This is a genomic window from Rhizobium sp. 05N49, assembly GCF_056396805.1.
Genome location: NZ_JBFTME010000001.1, coordinates 300,345 through 315,616, shown reverse-complemented (window position 1 = coordinate 315,616; position 15,272 = coordinate 300,345). Strand labels below are relative to the sequence as shown.

Genomic DNA, 15,272 nt, shown 5'->3' with positions numbered 1-15,272 from the left:
CCGCGTGAAGCTTTTCATCACGAGGATCGTTCTGGCGCTGCGGCACTTCCAGCAATGGCTGGTGGCGCAGCTGATGTTCGGCTTCCTGAACTTCCTCAAGCTTTTCCCGGCTGACGGCGCCATGCGCTTTGCCGATTGGCTGACGCGCCGGGTCGGCAAGCGGCTGAAGCGCCACAAGCTGATGCTCTACAATCTGCGCCGGGCCTTCCCGGAAAAGAGCGATGCCGAGCTGGAAGAGATCGCGCTCGAAAGCTGGGGCAATATGGGCCGGCTCGCGGCCGAATATGTTTTTCTCGACCAGCTATTCGATTTCGATCCAACGAGCGACAGGCCGGGCAGAGTGGAAGTCTCGGGCATTCCGATCTTCCTGGAACTGCGCGACAATCCGCGTCCCTTCATCGTCTTTACCGGCCATACCGGCAATTTCGAGCTCTTGCCGGTCGCCGGTAACGCTTTCGGTCTCAGTGTAACCGTGCTCTTTCGCCCGCCGAACAATCCTTATGTGGCGCAGAAGGTGTTCGATTTCCGCAGCGGCCGCATGGGCAAGCTGGTGCCTTCGCATGCCGGCTCTTCCTTTGCGCTTGCCCGTCAGCTCGAGGCAGGGCAGGGCGTTGGCGTGCTCGTCGACCAGAAATTCAGCCGCGGGTTGAAGACGACGTTCTTCGGTCTGGAAACCAAGACCAATCCGCTGCTGCCGAAGCTGGTGCGCCAGTTCAATTGCGAGGTCTATCCGGCCCGATGCATCCGTCTTCCGGGCAATCGCTACCGGCTGGAAATCGAGCCGAAGATGGAGATGCCGCGCGACGAGAAGGGCAACCTGGACCTTCCCGCCACGGCGCAGATGATGAATGACAAGGTGGAAAGCTGGGTGCGCGAATACCCGGCCCAATGGCTGTGGTATCACGACCGGTGGGATATCAAACGTTCCGTCAGCCTGTAAGATTCTGCCTGTAAGTTTTTGCTCCCGATTTATAATCGGTGAAAAGCGACAGGTTTGCGTCAGTTGAAAATGAGCACGGTTCATGTTACGCGTCTCTACTAGGGCGCGTAAAGTGCCTACCGTAAGGCGTAATCTTGCATGAAGCATAGGCCTCGACCGGTGTTCGGAACGTTTCTCAGGAAATGGATATTGGGGGTATCTTGCTTGAGTTGTTCAGGGCCTTTTCCTTGCGCTGCGCGCAGATCGAGGAAGCGATAAGGCTAGGGGATGATGGGCGCGTGGAGGCGCTCGACCGTGATATCCAGCCGCTTGTCGAGGCGATCCTCGCATGCAGGGCATCCAATCTCATCGAAGTCTATATGCAACTTCAGTTTGTAAGCTACCTCATCGCTCAAGACGCCGATGACGGTGCTTTCGTGATGCAATATGCCGCGGTGCTCTCCTATCTGCTCGACCGCTATTTCGGCGCCCATGCGCCGGATTGGCGGGTGCCGTTGCCGGTGGAAATGAAACTCAGGCCGCCGCCCGCCTATGTTCCCGACACCGACAATGGCCAGTTCCTCAATGCGGCGATCCTGCAGACGCTGCCGGACCGCGTGGCGGTGCTGACGAAGGATTACCGCTACCTCTATTCCAATCCCGTCAACTGCGCCCATCTCGGCAAGAATGCCATGCAGCTCATCGGCCGGCATATCCTCGAATTCATCGGCGAAGAACGCTTTGCCGGCGAGGTGAAGGAAAAGCTCGACGCCTGCTTCGACGGCGCGACGGTCGACTACATCTACGAGCGCTCGGYGCGGCGCAGCCGCTGCCGCATGTTGCCGCTGCATGATGCTGCGAGGAAGGTGATCGGCGCGCTGATCACCATCCAGAATATGAACGGCCCCGTATCCGCGGACGTTTAATCCTTGCTCCAGACGGCGAGTTCGTAGCCGTCCTTGTCGAGAAAATGAAAGCGCCGGCCGCCGGGGAAGGGCGTGATCGGTTTTGCTATGGTGCCGCCGGCCTTTTCGACGCTTGCCAGCACGTCTTCCAGCTTCTCGGCATAGAGAATGACGAGCGGGCCGCCTGCGGCTCGCACCGGGCCGAGATTGGTAAAGCCGCCTTTCAATCTTCCGTCGTCGAACTCGCAATAGTTCTCGCCGTAATCCGTGAAGCGCCAGCCGAAGGCCGCACCGTAAAAGGCTTTTGAAGCGCCGATATCTTTCACGTTGAACTCGACATAGTCGATGCGGCGGTCATTTCGAGCATCGTTCTCAGCCATCTAACTTCTCCATCATCGATTTCAGGGACGCCAGATCCTTCTGGATATGGGCGGCGTCGGCTGCGAATTGTTCGTCGGTCATGCCCGGCAGGCGCAGCAGCGTGAACATCACCTCGCAGCCGTCGCCATTCGGCACGATGCGCAGCGCGTTATAGACGCGCAGGCCGGATTCGATGGTGACGGTATGGTCGATGACGCCGAATTCGTTCGGTGGCACGAAGCTCACCCGGACGCTGCCGAGCGGTCCGTGGGCGATCCAGTCCTCGCCATCGGGTTCCAGGCCGCTCGCAAGGCCGGAGGCCCAGAGCGGCATGTTCTCCGGCCTGCCGGCGAAATCATAGACATCGCGCCAGTCTCTTTTGATCGTGATGTGGACGATACGTGCGGGCATTGTGTTCATCGGTCTGTCCTTTTGCTTTGCGTCAGACTAGCAGGCCGGCACGGACCGTCTTGAACAAAACGGTCAGCGGGCCGTCAATTGAGCCAGCATGGCTGATGGCGTCAGTGTCGTCAGGTCGCCGATCTCGCGGGTCATATGCGCCTGGTCGGAAAAGCCGGCTTCGAGGGCGAGGGCGGCCAGGGACAGGGTCTCGCTTGCGCGGCACAAGGCCATGAAACGCTGCAGCCGACGGATGCGTTCCAGCGTCTTGATGCCGTAGCCGAAATGGTGGTGGGCGCGGCGGCGCAATTGCCGTTCGCCGATATCGAGCCTCTGCTGCAGCTCGCCGATGCGGCCGGGCCCATGGTCGGCGGCGGCAAAGATCAGGCGCGCCTCGGGGTCCGGCTCCGCTTCTTCCCCTGCCAGTTCGCTCAAGAGCGTGGCGAAGAGCGAGAGGGCGGCAGCGCCATCCGGACAGTCGGAAAGGCGTGGTTCGATGAGGGCAGCCTTTTTGGGCGCGAGATCGCTGAGGGGAATGGAGAGGCCGGTGATCTCCGACAGGGGCAGCTTCAGCCATGCGGCGCCGGCGCCTGGTGCAAAACGCGCGCCGATAATGCGCATGCCCGGCGCCATCGGCGGGAAGGCGGCGGTGCGGTCCGGCCCGACAGCGAAGAGGCGACCATTCGCGAAAAGCAGGTCGCAATAACCATCGGGCACAATGGCGATCGGGCCTGCGGTTCGAATCTCGTGCGACCAGAGGCAGCGGAAATGCGGCGCAAGGGCAGGCGGGGGCGCATATTCGCGGTAGCGCCCGGCGCTCTTTGCGAGCAGCGGCCCGATATCGACTTGCCTTGCCGCAACAGTCATTTCAGCCTCCCAAACCCATGCATATGGTGCTTCCCCGGCCATTCGAAAAGCCTGTTCCGACAGCCTTTTTTCGACCCGAATCGCCGTCTTCGACCTTGCCGTTTGACCGAGAGAGTGCCACAACATCGCACCATTTCACTCATCGGAGGTTTGTCGTGGAAAAGGCAGAAATCGGACTGATCGGCCTTGCCGTCATGGGGTCCAACCTGGCTCTCAACATTGCGGAAAAGGGCAACAAGATCGCGGTTTTCAACCGCACGCCTGAAAAAACGGATGAATTCTACGAGAGCGCCGGCGATCTGAAGAAGCAGATCATTCCCTGCAAGACGATCGAGGAGTTCGTCGAGGCGATCCGCCCGCCGCGTCCGATCATCATCATGATCAAGGCCGGCGAGCCTGTCGACCAGCAGATGGAGGCGCTGCGCCCGCATCTGGAAAAGAACGACATCATGATCGATGCCGGCAACGCCAATTTCCGCGACACGGTTGCCCGCTTCGACCGCCTCAAGGATACCGGCCTGACCTTCATCGGCATGGGCGTTTCGGGCGGTGAGGAAGGTGCCCGCCACGGTCCGTCGATCATGGTCGGCGGCAAGGAAGAGTCCTGGAAGCGTGTCGAGAAGGTTCTGACCTCTATTGCCGCCAAGTATGATGGCGATCCGTGCGTTGCCTGGCTCGGCAATGACGGCGCCGGCCATTTCGTCAAGACGATCCATAACGGCATCGAATATGCCGACATGCAGATGATCGCCGAAATCTACGGCATCCTGCGCGACGGCCTCGGCAAGAGCGCATCGGAAATCTCCAGCATCTTCGGCGAATGGAACAAGGGCCGCCTGAACTCCTACCTGATCGAAATCTCCGAGAAGGTTCTGGCCGCCACCGACCCGATCTCCAAGACGCCGATGGTCGACATGATCCTCGACAAGGCGGGCCAGAAGGGCACCGGCAAGTGGTCGGCGATCGAAGCGCAGAACATGGGCATTCCTGCAACCGGTATCGAAGCTGCCGTTGCCGCCCGCAGCCTGTCCTCGATGAAGGACCAGCGCGAAGCCGCCCAGAAGATCTTCGGTGACCTCGGTACTGCCTTCCCGGTCGCCTACGGCCCCGAGTTCAACAAGGATCTGGAACTGGCGCTGTTTGCCGGCAAAATCGGCGCCTATGCGCAGGGCTTTGCGGTGATGGCGGAAGCTTCCAAGGAGTTCAACTGGTCGCTGCCGATGCCTGTCATCGCCCGTATCTGGCGCGCAGGCTGCATCATTCGCTCGCAGTTCCTGGATGAGATCACCAAGGCCTTCACCGATGCGCCTGACGCGGCAAACCTCATCGTCACGCCGGCCTTCTCGGCCATGGTCAAGGAATCGATCCCGGCACTGCGCCGCGTCGTCACCGCAGCTCTGGCCGCCGGCCTGCCGGTTCCGGCGCTGGTCTCGGCGCTCAGCTATTTCGACGCCTACCGCCAGGGCCGCGGCACTGCCAACCTGATCCAGGCGCAGCGCGACTTCTTCGGCGCCCACGGCTTCGACCGCCTCGACGGCAAGGACTTCCACCACGGCCCCTGGGGCAGTGGTGCATCGACCTTCTGAGGTTTGCGAAAACAGAGTTGAAAGCCCGGCCATTGTGCCGGGCTTTTTGTTAGCCTGCCTCGAAGCGGCTGATTGTAATCGGGAGGTCCATAATATGCTCCACCATGCATCTTTCGGGGTGGCCGATATCGAACGAGCCGCGCGGTTCTATGATGCCGCCCTCGGCGCGCTTGGCTATGTCAGGGTCTGGGAGGATCTGCGCCCCGGCGAGGCCGGACAGGCCGTCGGCTATGGTGTGCCCGGCGGCGGCGACAAGCTGGCGATCAAATCGGTCGAGGCGGGGCAGGGTGCGCCGGGTRCGGGCTTCCATCTGGCCTTTGCCGCGCCGGATCAGCGGTCGGTCATTGATTTCCATGCCGCAGCGCTTTCCCAGGGTGGCGTCGATAATGGTGCGCCGGGGCTCAGGCAGCACTACGGGCCGAATTACTTTGCTGCATTTGTCATCGATCCCGATGGATATCGTATCGAGGCGGTTTTCAAGCAGGTGAAGTGAGGCTGGCGCGCCGAGTGGAACAGAGCTGCGGACGTATATCCGGTACGCCGCAGTTCACGTTGTGATGTGGAATACCCCCGCCAGACATTAGAACGACGCTGCACAACACTCGCACAAGCTCGCCGCCGCATTTAGGTTGAGGCCGACCCGCCGGACAGAGGGGACCATCATGCGACCGATTTCCACCTTTCTCATTACCTTCTGCCTCGGCCTCCTCTTCACCGCATCAGCAGAAGCCGCGGGCTTCAATTGCGCCAAGGCAGCCAGCGCCGACGAAAAGATCGTCTGCGGCGATACTCAGCTTTCCCACCTCGACGATGTCTTCAATGCCCGCTATGGCGCGGCACGGAAGACAGCTCCCGATGAGGATGATGTCGTCCACTCGGCCCGTAATTTCCTGGCCGACCGGCGTGATTGCGGTAACGACCGGGCCTGTATCCTCGGCGCCTATCTCGCCATTCTCTGGGAGATATCACCGGACAAGAGCAGCTTCATGCAGGGCATCTCCGCGAAGTCGCTGACGGGCGGCAAGCAGCCCGGGACTTCGGACATCCCGACAAAAGCCGGGCAATGCGCTGCAACCACGATCCTGGCGGTGCATCCGCGCGTCGAGAGTGGCGACGCACCTGTGACCGATGAGGATTTTGGAAATGGCACGGGCATCGATTATGCCAATGACGGCTACCAGGTCTCGTATAACCGCGAGGAGATGCTGATCCGCTCCAAGCCCGGCGATCCGGTCACCCAATGCCTGGTAGAGATCGATCGCGACTGCGAGCCGGATGAGGATGGCCGGCTTTTCCTCGTCACCAATGGCAGGACGAAAGAAAGCTGGATACTGCCCGATGCGCAGCACAAGTGCGGGGGCTGAACGGCTTTCCGTATCTCGTCTCTTGCCGCGCGCTGCCTATTCTGAAAGGGCAGGGCCGGGATCTTATGGCTTAAGGCGAGCAAGCGCCGTCCGGACTTATTTTGGCAGGGGATAAAATGATCAGGGAATCCATCGACCACGCGGCTTTGGCCCGGCAGATCGCCGACATCGCCACGCTGGAGGGCGAATTCGTGCTCCGTTCGGGCCAGGTATCGCACCGCTATTTCGACAAATACCGTTTCGAAGGCACGCCGGCTCTCCTGAAGCCGCTGGCGCAGGCAATGGCAGCCCTTCTGCCCGCCGATACCGAAATCATCGCCGGGCTGGAACTCGGCGGTGTGCCGCTCGCGACTGCGATCTCGCTGGAAACCGGCCTGCCCGCCGCCTTCATCCGCAAGGAGGCCAAGACCTATGGCACCTGCCGGGCGATCGAGGGGCAGGACGTGGCTGGCCGGCGCGTGACCTTCATCGAGGATGTGATCAGCACTGGCGGTGCCGTGAAGGATGCCTACCAGCTGGCGATTGGGGAGAAGGCAGAGGTGCTTGGTGTCGTCTGCGCGATCTGGCGCGGCGAGGGCGCCGCGCGCATCGATGGCGTGCCCGAGCTTGGGGTATTCCCGGTGTTTACGCGGGCGGATCTGGAGAACGCGCGGTAGGCAAGTACGGCTCCGGGTTCTGCCGTGCGAAAACGGCGAGCGGAAGGCGCTTTTCGGCGCAAGCACAGACCGCGTGCGCCTACCGCGAAAGGCGTGCGATGAGTTCTTCCTTTTTCTTGAAAGCGTCGGGGATGCTGCCGTTTGCAAGCGAGGCGTTACAATCGTCCAGTGCCTTCTGCAATTCGCCCAGCTCCATATAGGCATAGCAGCGATTGTTGTAGCTCACTGCCACATTGTCCTTGGCGGTGACACGGGTGTCGTAGAGGTAGGGATACCTATTGAGAAGGTCGAGCGCGCCTTTGTTGTCCTTTCGGTTGAAATAGATCATCGAAAGCTCGATCGCTGCCTGCGCGCGTCTGTCGTCCTGCGAGTTCGCGACCTCCGTCAGGTCTTCTATGGCTTTCTCGTCATTCTTCATGGCCTGATACACGAGGCCACGCCAGTAACGCGCTTCGACGGCACTCTGCGGATCGGCAGTAATCTGCGAGCACTCGTCGAGTGCTGCTTCATATTGCTTGATCTGATAGTTGCCGAAGCAAAGATAGACGCGGTTGGAAGCCTTGCCATTGAGTGCCAGCGCAGCCTTTGCCGAATCGATCATCTCGGCCGGCCGTCGATACCGTGAGTAGATCCAGGCCAGGCTTTCATGGATTTCGGCGATCTCCATGTCTTTCTGCTCCTGCGTCGGGAACGGAGCAGTTTCTATGTTCGACAGGGCTTCCTTGTATTTGGTGATCGCGTTGTCATAAAATCTCTTGTTGAGCCAGGATCCCGCGACAAGCTCATCGATGATGAAGTTGTGCTTGCCGCCGTCCGTTTCTACAAGGCGTGGATCGGCACCATAGCTGTCGGCCGCAATCTGCAGCAAACGACCTGAGTAGGATTCTCCGCCCGATTCCGAAATCATATGCGACAGGATATCGGCGACCGCCGCGTTCGTTTCATACTCATTGATCTGGCCGAACTGCCGCAGAGTCTTTGCCGCGTCAGCATCGAGACCCGGCCGAAGAGTCTGCTTCATGAAATCCTCAAAGCAGGACGCATAAGCGTCGCCCTGCTGGCCGTGACAGGTCGTTCCGGCCGTCTCGAGCAGATATTGATAGAGCTGCAGGGACAGCAATTTCAGTGGTGAGCCATCCGGTGCGCTTGCGCCATACCGGTCGACGAAGGCGTACATCATGTTGATGTCGCCTCCCCATTTTGGCTGCAAGGTTGAAAGCACGACCTTGTAGAGAGGCATGTAGTGCGGATAGACCGCTGTCGCCTGGTCTAGAGCGTCGTTGAGTTGCGATGTCGCGCCATAGCCGCGCAGCATGTTCACCTGCAAATACAGGCCGTATGCCGAACTCGGGTCGAGCTTCAGGGCCTGGGTAACATCGGCGGTGCCTTTTTGCAGGATGCTGGCAAAGGCGTCTTGTGATTGTTTGTCCGTTTCCGTGCTGAATCTGTGACCGCGCTTGTACCATGCGAGGTCGTAATAATATTGCGCGCGGATGAGGCGTGGCAGCGGATCCAACGGAGCGTGATCAACCCAAGCCGAAAGATTGCGCTCGAAAGACGTGTCGCTGAGATCGGAAATGGCTTTGACGAAGTCGTCGAAAGGATAGAACGTCCAGATTTTGGCGCGGCTCGCCGAAAGCGTCTCGCTCGAGAGCTTTGTCGCGGTGTCAAAATCTCCCTGCTTGATAGCATCCTGCACCAGCTTGGCGCGGATGAAGGGAAGCTTGTTTCGTTGACCGGTTGGACGTGCGCCAGTCGCATCCTGGTTGCTGTCGGAAATGCCCCCGCAGGGACCAGTTTGATGCCTCCAGCCTGGACAGGGCGGCGGAGGGCATGAACCGCTCTCCCACCCATATGCCGGTCACCAGGATGCCCACGCCGACCGCGGCCAGCAGGAAAAGCATCAATGGATTTCGTCCTGCGTTGATCGTCGCCATGTGGTCCAGCCCAGGGGAATATATGCCCGACAGGAGCCGCCGAGATCGGGATATTCCGCAAGCCTACGTTGTATCAAGCTGGATGGTGCTACAAGAGTGCGGCAGGGTGGGCTGCAGCTATTGTTGCCGATTAAGCAAACAGTTCGTTTACATAGGCTCGCCTGGAGTCGAAAAATTGCGCGAACGGGTGGACGACATTACCACGGGCGAGCGGAGCTTCGAATTTGTTCCATGCGTGCCCGCACCCGAACCTCAGCCGGAATGTGAATGGCCGTACGGCAAATCCTCAGATTGGCGTTCTCTACCGCCCGTCCGGCCATTCCGGCTTGCTGATGCTCTGCAGCAGTTCGGCGTCCACGCCATCGATGCGCGCAATCACCTGCTTGGCCATCTCGCGCCCGGCGTGGCGGACGTCTTCGTGGGCGGTGATGATCTCGGGGCGGATCCAGTTGAGGATAGACGCGGATTGCTTGGAGACGAGGTCGACGTCGTGGCCGAGRCGTTTGCCGGCGGCTTCGATGCCGGCGTTGACGGCGATGGTGGCGCTGCCGGCCGACGAGACAATCCCATCGGGGGCGCCGGGGGAGCGCATCAGCTGCTCCACGGCGTTGCGGATTTCGGCGAGCGGGGCGTCGATGTTGACACGCAGCGGCACTTCCTCGGCGCCGTAATCGTGCAGGCCGGTCTGAAAGCCTATGCGGGTGTGCGTGTAGTAGGTGAGCTTGCTCGGCGGCTGCAGCAGGGCGATGCGCTTGCGGCCGCGCTTGACGAGCTTCTCGACTGCCTGGTGGGCATAAGCCTCGTTGTCGAAGTCGTGATAGGGGTGGACGAGGCCGGCATCGGTGCGGCCATGGGTGGTAAAGGGCATGCCGCTTTCCGCGAGCAGGCGCACGCGCGGATCGTCAGGCTCGACGCGCGAGATGATGACGCCGTCCGCCGAGCCGGTGTCGAGAATATAGCGCACCGGCAGCATGGGATCCTTGCTGTGCGAATGCGGGGTGACGACGATATGGTAGGGGGTGCCGGTCAGGACCTCGGAAATGCCGAAGACCATCTGGCTGGAAAAGCCCATGATCTCCTCGTCGATGCTGAGCACGAGGGCGATGACATTGGTCTTGCCGGTTCTCAGGCGCACGCCGGCCCGGTTCGGCTGGTAGCCGAGCTGACGGGCGACCATGCGCACGCGTTCCTTGGTTTCCGCGCCAATATCCGGTGCATCTTTCAGTGCCCGCGATACGGTGGTCACGCCAAGGCCCGTCATGAAGGCGATCGTCTTCAATGTCGGGCGCTCGCGCGGAACGGAACCGGATGCCGCTCCGCCGAAATTTCCGTTGTTTTCCATCCCTCTAGGCCCGCCTCGCGCGATTTGCTTCGCCTTATAGAGGCTTTTCGCCGCGCTGTAAGTACGCCGCCGCGGAAAAGCTCTCCTCCCTGAGCCAGACAATCTGTAACGATACAGTAGAAATGTCGAGCGCTTTTTCTGACCAGCGTTGCATAGGGATCCTCTCTGGTTGAATCGCCTGTCCCGCACACGATTTTTTGCACCTGCGAAGCCAGGAAAGGTTGAAATTATCAGATTAATCAAAAATTAGTCAGCCAAATCAAATGTATAATACAATACCGCAATTGCGAAATTGCTTGCTTACGCTTTTCTTGTGAAGCAAAGGTAGAGCCGTTAATTGCCCTCATAGGATGTAATGGTGACTTTCACAGAAAATTTTACGAGCGGGCGGTTGCGCGGATAAATCGATTGCTCTAAGTTTTTCCGGCAACGTTTCAGTGAGGGAGGAGAACTCATGAAAATCCGTATTATGGCGGCTGTGCTTGCCGCTTCCGTAGCTATTCCTTTTGGCGCCGCAAAGGCTACCGATCTCGAAGTCACCCATTGGTGGACCTCTGGCGGCGAAGCTGCCGCCGTGGCTGAGCTGGCAAAGGCATTCGACGCCACCGGCAACCACTGGGTGGACGGCGCAATTGCCGGTTCCGGCAGCACCGCACGCCCGATCATGATCAGCCGCATCACCGGCGGTGACCCGATGGGTGCGACCCAGTTCAACCACGGCCGCCAGGCCGAGGAACTCGTCCAGGCCGGCCTGATGAAGGACCTGACCGATGTGGCGACCGCAGGCAAATGGAAGGACATCATCCGTCCGTCGACCCTGCTCGATTCCTGCACGATCGACGGCAAGATCTATTGCGCACCGGTCAACATCCACTCCTGGCAGTGGCTGTGGCTGTCGAATGCAGCCTTCCAGAAGGCTGGCGTTGCGGTTCCGAAGAACTGGGATGAATTCGTCGCTGCCGCTCCGGCCCTGGAAAAGGCCGGCATCGTTCCCCTCGCGGTCGGCGGTCAGGGCTGGCAGGCTAGCGGCGCCTTCAACGTTCTCATGATCGCCATCGGCGGTAAGGACAACTACCTGAAGGTCTTCAAGGACAAGGATGCCAAAGTGGCAGCCGGCCCCGAGATCGCCAAGGTGTTCAAGGCTGCCGACGATGCGCGCCGCATGTCCAAGGGCAGCAACGTGCAGGACTGGAACCAGGCCACCAATCTCGTCATCACCGGCAAGGCCGGCGGCCAGATCATGGGTGACTGGGCGCAGGGCGAATTCCAGGTCGCCAAGCAGGTTGCCGGCAAGGACTATACCTGCCTTCCGGGCCTCGGCGTGAACGAGATCATCTCGACCAGCGGTGACGCCTTCTACTTCCCGCTCCAGAAGGATGCCGAGAAGGCTAAGGCTCAGGACGTGCTTGCCGCCACGCTTCTCGACCCGAAGACGCAGGTTGCCTTCAACCTGAAGAAGGGCTCGCTGCCGGTTCGCGGTGACGTCGATATCTCGGCCGCCAACGACTGCATGAAGAAGGGTCTCGAAATCCTCGCCAAGGGCAATATCGTCACCAGCTCCGATCAGCTCGCTTCGCCGGATACGACAAAGCAGATCGAAGACCTCTTCGCCGAGTTCTTCGCCAATACCACGATGACGCCCGACGCAGCGCAGAAGCGCTTCGCCGACATCATCGCCGCCGCCGACTGATCCTCGGTCCTCAAGCCCATCAGGTCCGGTCCTGCGCATTGCAGGACCGGATCGCGCCGCCCTGATCTCCGGTCCTTCCGGCGACGTCACGTCACACCCGGGTGCGATCGCGCCAGGACCGCGTTGCGGTCGAGACGGGGGCGGGAAGGGTGGCCGTCTTCGGATGGAGCCCCGATCACCGAAGCGACCGTGCTTCAGGAGGAAACTCAATGACAGGTCAAGCGAAAGCCGGCCGACCGTTTAAACTATTCCGCAATCTGAATTCGAAGATTGCTTCCATTCCCATGATCCTCACCGCCATGGTCATCTTTCTCGGTGGCACGGTCTGGACGGTGGTTTATTCCTTCACCAATTCCAAGCTCCTGCCGCGATTGAACTTCGTCGGCATCGAGCAATATCAGCGTCTCTGGGCCGCCCCGCGCTGGGTCGTGTCCATCGAGAATCTGGCGATCTACGGCGTTCTGTCGCTGATCTTCAGCCTGGTCATCGGTTTCATGCTGGCGGCTCTCATGGATCAGAAGATCCGTTTCGAGAATACGTTCCGCACGATCTTCCTCTATCCCTTCGCGCTGTCCTTCATCGTCACCGGTCTCGTGTGGCAGTGGATCCTCAATCCGGAATTCGGGGTCCAGGCGGTCGTGCGGTCGCTGGGATGGACGAGTTTCAGTTTCGATCCGCTCTATACGTCCGAAATCGTCATCTACGGGGTATTGATCGCCGCCCTCTGGCAGGGCACCGGCCTCGTGATGTGCCTGATGCTCGCCGGACTTCGCGGCATCGACGAGGATATCTGGAAGGCTTCCCGCGTCGACGGCATTCCGATGTGGCGGACCTATCTCTTCGTCGTCATTCCGATGATGCGCCCGGTGTTCATCACCACGCTCGTCATCATCGCCAGCGGTATCGTCAAGGTCTACGACCTCGTGGTCGCCCAGACCAGCGGCGGTCCGGGCATCTCGTCGGAAGTGCCGGCAAAATACGTCTACGACTACATGTTCCAGGCGCAGAATCTCGGTCAGGGCTTCGCGGCTTCGACCATGATGCTGGTGACAGTAGCGATCATCATCGTTCCCTGGGCATATCTGGAATTTGGCGGAGGGCGCAAACGTGGCTGACAATATCGCTCTCAAGGCCGTCAACGACGGCGATACTTCCCTCCAGAAGGGGGCGGTTTCCGGTCCGGCCGGACCAAAGCCGCGGCCGGTGGTTTCGGCCCGCAACATCATCGTCTACGGCACGCTTTTCGTGGCCGCCGTCTACTATCTGATCCCGCTTTACGTGATGGTCGTCACGTCGCTCAAGGGGATGCCGGAGATCCGGCTCGGCAACATTTTCGCACCGCCAATGGAAATCACCTTCGAACCCTGGGTCAAGGCCTGGGCGACCGCCTGCACCGGCCTGAACTGCGATGGTCTTTCGCGCGGTTTCTGGAACTCGGTCCGCATCACCGTTCCGTCGGTCATCGTTTCCATCGCGATCGCCTCGGTCAATGGTTATGCGCTGGCGAACTGGCGCTTCAAGGGATCGGAATTCTTCTTCTCGGTCCTCATCATCGGCGCCTTCATTCCCTATCAGGTCATGATCTATCCGATCGTCATCATCCTGCGCGAAATCGGCATCTACGGATCGCTCACCGGCCTCATCATCGTGCATTCGATCTTCGGCATGCCGATCCTGACGCTGCTGTTCCGCAACTACTTCGTGTCTCTGCCGGAGGAACTGTTCAAGGCGGCGCGTGTCGACGGGGCGGGCTTCTGGCAGATCTTCCTGCAGATAATGCTGCCGATGTCGCTGCCGATCTTCGTCGTCGCGATGATCCTGCAGGTCACCGGCATCTGGAACGACTTCCTGTTCGGCGTGGTCTTCACCCGGCCGGACACCTATCCGATGACCGTACAGCTCAACAACATCGTCAATTCCGTCCAGGGCGTGAAGGAATACAACGTCAACATGGCCGCAACGATCCTGACAGGACTCGTGCCGCTCGTCGTCTATTTCGTGTCGGGGCGACTTTTCGTCCGTGGCATCGCCGCTGGCGCAGTGAAGGGTTGATCCAATGAACATGAATGCAAGTGTCTCCATCAAGGACCTGTCGCTGAACTTCGGTGCGGTCAGCGTGCTCAAGGATCTGAACCTCGACATCAACGACGGCGAATTCCTGGTGCTTCTCGGCTCTTCGGGCTGCGGCAAGTCGACCCTGCTGAACTGCATTGCCGGGCTGCTCGACGCCTCGGAAGGGCAGATCTTCATCAAGGGCAAGAACGTCACCTGGGAAGAGCCCAAGGACCGCGGCATCGGCATGGTGTTCCAGTCCTACGCGCTTTATCCGCAGATGACTGTCGAGAAGAACCTCTCCTTCGGCCTTCGCGTCGCCAAGGTGCCGCAGTCCGAGATCGACAAGCGCGTGGCGCGTGCCTCCGAGATCCTGCAGATCCAGCCGCTCCTGAAGCGCAAGCCGGCCGAGCTTTCCGGCGGCCAGCGCCAGCGCGTGGCGATCGGCCGCGCCCTGGTGCGCGATGTCGACGTCTTCCTTTTCGACGAGCCGCTGTCGAACCTCGACGCCAAGCTGCGCTCGGAACTGCGCGTCGAAATCAAGCGTCTGCACCAGTCGCTGAAGAACACGATGATCTACGTCACGCACGACCAGATCGAGGCGCTGACGCTCGCCGACCGTATCGCCATCATGAAGAGCGGCATCATCCAGCAGCTCGACGATCCGACGACGATCTACAACAGGCCGCGCAATCTCTTCGTCGCCGGCTTCATCGGCTCGCCGTCCATGAATTTCCTGCAGGGCGAACTGGTGAAATCAGGCGATGGCATTGCTTTTGCCGCCAACGGCGTGAATTTCTCGCTCGCCGCCTATGACGGCGTGGAGAAGCTGCAGCCCGGCCGCAAGGTGGTGCTCGGCGTTCGCCCCGAGCATATCAAGGTCAACGAGAATACCGGCGGCGAAGAGCACGACGCCACCGTCGACATCGAAGAACCGATGGGTGCGGACAATCTTCTCTGGCTGAAACATGCCGGTCACACCATGTCGGTACGCATCAATGGTGCGCGCCGCTTCAATGTCGGCAGCAAGGTGAAGCTCAGCTTCGACATGGCGCTCGCCTCGGTCTTCGATGCCGAAAGCGAGCTGCGCCTCTAGAAAGTTCTGCGGGCGGCGCCGGAAACGGCGTCGCCCGATCCTCCAATTGGCCGTCTGGCCAGCCAATTTCGGCCGCAGTCCGGCTTGCCCGGCACTCCC

At 60.3% G+C, this 15,272-nt stretch carries 15 protein-coding genes; 10 read left to right on the top strand and 5 right to left on the bottom strand.

Annotated elements, in window-relative coordinates; translation table 11 throughout:
• Window positions 1-4: 4 nt before the first annotated feature.
• Both AC1DF8_RS01655 and AC1DF8_RS01650 read left to right on the top strand, forming a co-directional pair.
• Window positions 5-940 (top strand): lipid A biosynthesis lauroyl acyltransferase, encoded by a 936-nt coding sequence (locus AC1DF8_RS01655; protein WP_477994795.1) that lies wholly within the window; start codon window positions 5-7, stop codon window positions 938-940.
• Between the two features lie 200 nt (window positions 941-1,140).
• A complete protein-coding gene (locus tag AC1DF8_RS01650) occupies window positions 1,141-1,845 on the top strand; it encodes a PAS domain-containing protein (RefSeq protein WP_477994793.1) in 705 nt (234 codons plus the stop codon).
• Here AC1DF8_RS01650 and AC1DF8_RS01645 read toward each other — a convergent pair.
• The 3 genes from AC1DF8_RS01645 to AC1DF8_RS01635 all read right to left on the bottom strand — a co-directional run bounded on the left by AC1DF8_RS01645 (window position 1,842) and on the right by AC1DF8_RS01635 (window position 3,450).
• Window positions 1,842-2,204 carry a VOC family protein gene (locus AC1DF8_RS01645; protein WP_112546845.1) on the bottom strand — a complete coding sequence of 121 codons (363 nt, stop codon included), beginning with the start codon at window positions 2,202-2,204 and terminating at the stop codon, window positions 1,842-1,844. The genes AC1DF8_RS01650 and AC1DF8_RS01645 overlap by 4 nt on opposite strands.
• Window positions 2,197-2,604, bottom strand: a complete 408-nt coding sequence (locus AC1DF8_RS01640) for an SRPBCC family protein (RefSeq protein WP_112546846.1) — start codon at window positions 2,602-2,604, stop codon at window positions 2,197-2,199. The genes AC1DF8_RS01645 and AC1DF8_RS01640 overlap by 8 nt, the downstream gene beginning before the upstream one ends.
• Before the next feature lie 63 nt (window positions 2,605-2,667).
• Window positions 2,668-3,450 carry a DUF6597 domain-containing transcriptional factor gene (locus AC1DF8_RS01635; RefSeq protein WP_477994790.1) on the bottom strand — a complete coding sequence of 261 codons (783 nt, stop codon included), beginning with the start codon at window positions 3,448-3,450 and terminating at the stop codon, window positions 2,668-2,670.
• Between the two features lie 155 nt (window positions 3,451-3,605).
• Between AC1DF8_RS01635 and gndA the strand changes: the two genes are divergently transcribed.
• The 4 genes from gndA to pyrE all read left to right on the top strand — a co-directional run bounded on the left by gndA (window position 3,606) and on the right by pyrE (window position 7,056).
• Window positions 3,606-5,036, top strand: coding sequence for an NADP-dependent phosphogluconate dehydrogenase (gndA, locus tag AC1DF8_RS01630; RefSeq protein ID WP_477994788.1), 1,431 nt, complete (start codon window positions 3,606-3,608; stop codon window positions 5,034-5,036).
• A gap of 94 nt (window positions 5,037-5,130) precedes the next feature.
• Entirely contained in the window at window positions 5,131-5,529 is a 399-nt protein-coding gene (locus tag AC1DF8_RS01625) for a VOC family protein (RefSeq protein ID WP_477994786.1), read from the top strand.
• A 169-nt stretch (window positions 5,530-5,698) separates the two neighbouring features.
• A complete protein-coding gene (locus AC1DF8_RS01620; RefSeq protein WP_477994784.1) occupies window positions 5,699-6,400 on the top strand; it encodes a lysozyme inhibitor LprI family protein in 702 nt (233 codons plus the stop codon).
• 116 nt (window positions 6,401-6,516) lie between these two features.
• Window positions 6,517-7,056, top strand: a complete 540-nt coding sequence (gene pyrE, locus AC1DF8_RS01615; RefSeq protein ID WP_477994782.1) for an orotate phosphoribosyltransferase — start codon at window positions 6,517-6,519, stop codon at window positions 7,054-7,056.
• A gap of 79 nt (window positions 7,057-7,135) precedes the next feature.
• Here pyrE and AC1DF8_RS01610 read toward each other — a convergent pair whose 3' ends face one another.
• Window positions 7,136-8,755: a tetratricopeptide repeat protein gene (locus AC1DF8_RS01610; RefSeq protein WP_477994780.1), complete on the bottom strand. Its 1,620-nt coding sequence runs from the start codon at window positions 8,753-8,755 to the stop codon at window positions 7,136-7,138.
• Window positions 8,756-9,294: 539 nt separating this feature from the next.
• Window positions 9,295-10,335, bottom strand: coding sequence for a LacI family transcriptional regulator (locus AC1DF8_RS01605; RefSeq protein WP_112546852.1), 1,041 nt, complete (start codon window positions 10,333-10,335; stop codon window positions 9,295-9,297).
• Window positions 10,336-10,789: 454 nt separating this feature from the next.
• Here AC1DF8_RS01605 and AC1DF8_RS01600 point away from each other — a divergent pair, with 454 nt between their 5' ends.
• From AC1DF8_RS01600 to AC1DF8_RS01585, 4 genes are all read left to right on the top strand, one after another.
• Window positions 10,790-12,025, top strand: coding sequence for an ABC transporter substrate-binding protein (locus AC1DF8_RS01600; RefSeq protein ID WP_112546853.1), 1,236 nt, complete (start codon window positions 10,790-10,792; stop codon window positions 12,023-12,025).
• A 209-nt stretch (window positions 12,026-12,234) separates the two neighbouring features.
• Window positions 12,235-13,140, top strand: coding sequence for a carbohydrate ABC transporter permease (locus AC1DF8_RS01595; protein WP_113016691.1), 906 nt, complete (start codon window positions 12,235-12,237; stop codon window positions 13,138-13,140).
• Between the two features lie 4 nt (window positions 13,141-13,144).
• Window positions 13,145-14,077: a carbohydrate ABC transporter permease gene (locus tag AC1DF8_RS01590; RefSeq protein ID WP_112969564.1), complete on the top strand. Its 933-nt coding sequence runs from the start codon at window positions 13,145-13,147 to the stop codon at window positions 14,075-14,077.
• Between the two features lie 4 nt (window positions 14,078-14,081).
• Window positions 14,082-15,173 (top strand): ABC transporter ATP-binding protein, encoded by a 1,092-nt coding sequence (locus tag AC1DF8_RS01585; protein WP_183877870.1) that lies wholly within the window; start codon window positions 14,082-14,084, stop codon window positions 15,171-15,173.
• The last annotated feature ends 99 nt before the right edge of the window (window positions 15,174-15,272 follow it).

Coding starts and splice junctions, on each gene's coding strand:
- AC1DF8_RS01595 (WP_113016691.1), top strand. CDS start 12,235: ATGACAGGTCAAGCGAAAGCCGGCCGACCGTTTAAACTATTCCGCAAT.
- AC1DF8_RS01600 (WP_112546853.1), top strand. CDS start 10,790: ATGAAAATCCGTATTATGGCGGCTGTGCTTGCCGCTTCCGTAGCTATT.
- AC1DF8_RS01635 (WP_477994790.1), bottom strand. CDS start 3,450: ATGACTGTTGCGGCAAGGCAAGTCGATATCGGGCCGCTGCTCGCAAAG.
- AC1DF8_RS01585 (WP_183877870.1), top strand. CDS start 14,082: ATGAACATGAATGCAAGTGTCTCCATCAAGGACCTGTCGCTGAACTTC.
- pyrE (WP_477994782.1), top strand. CDS start 6,517: ATGATCAGGGAATCCATCGACCACGCGGCTTTGGCCCGGCAGATCGCC.
- AC1DF8_RS01620 (WP_477994784.1), top strand. CDS start 5,699: ATGCGACCGATTTCCACCTTTCTCATTACCTTCTGCCTCGGCCTCCTC.
- AC1DF8_RS01640 (WP_112546846.1), bottom strand. CDS start 2,604: ATGAACACAATGCCCGCACGTATCGTCCACATCACGATCAAAAGAGAC.
- AC1DF8_RS01645 (WP_112546845.1), bottom strand. CDS start 2,204: ATGGCTGAGAACGATGCTCGAAATGACCGCCGCATCGACTATGTCGAG.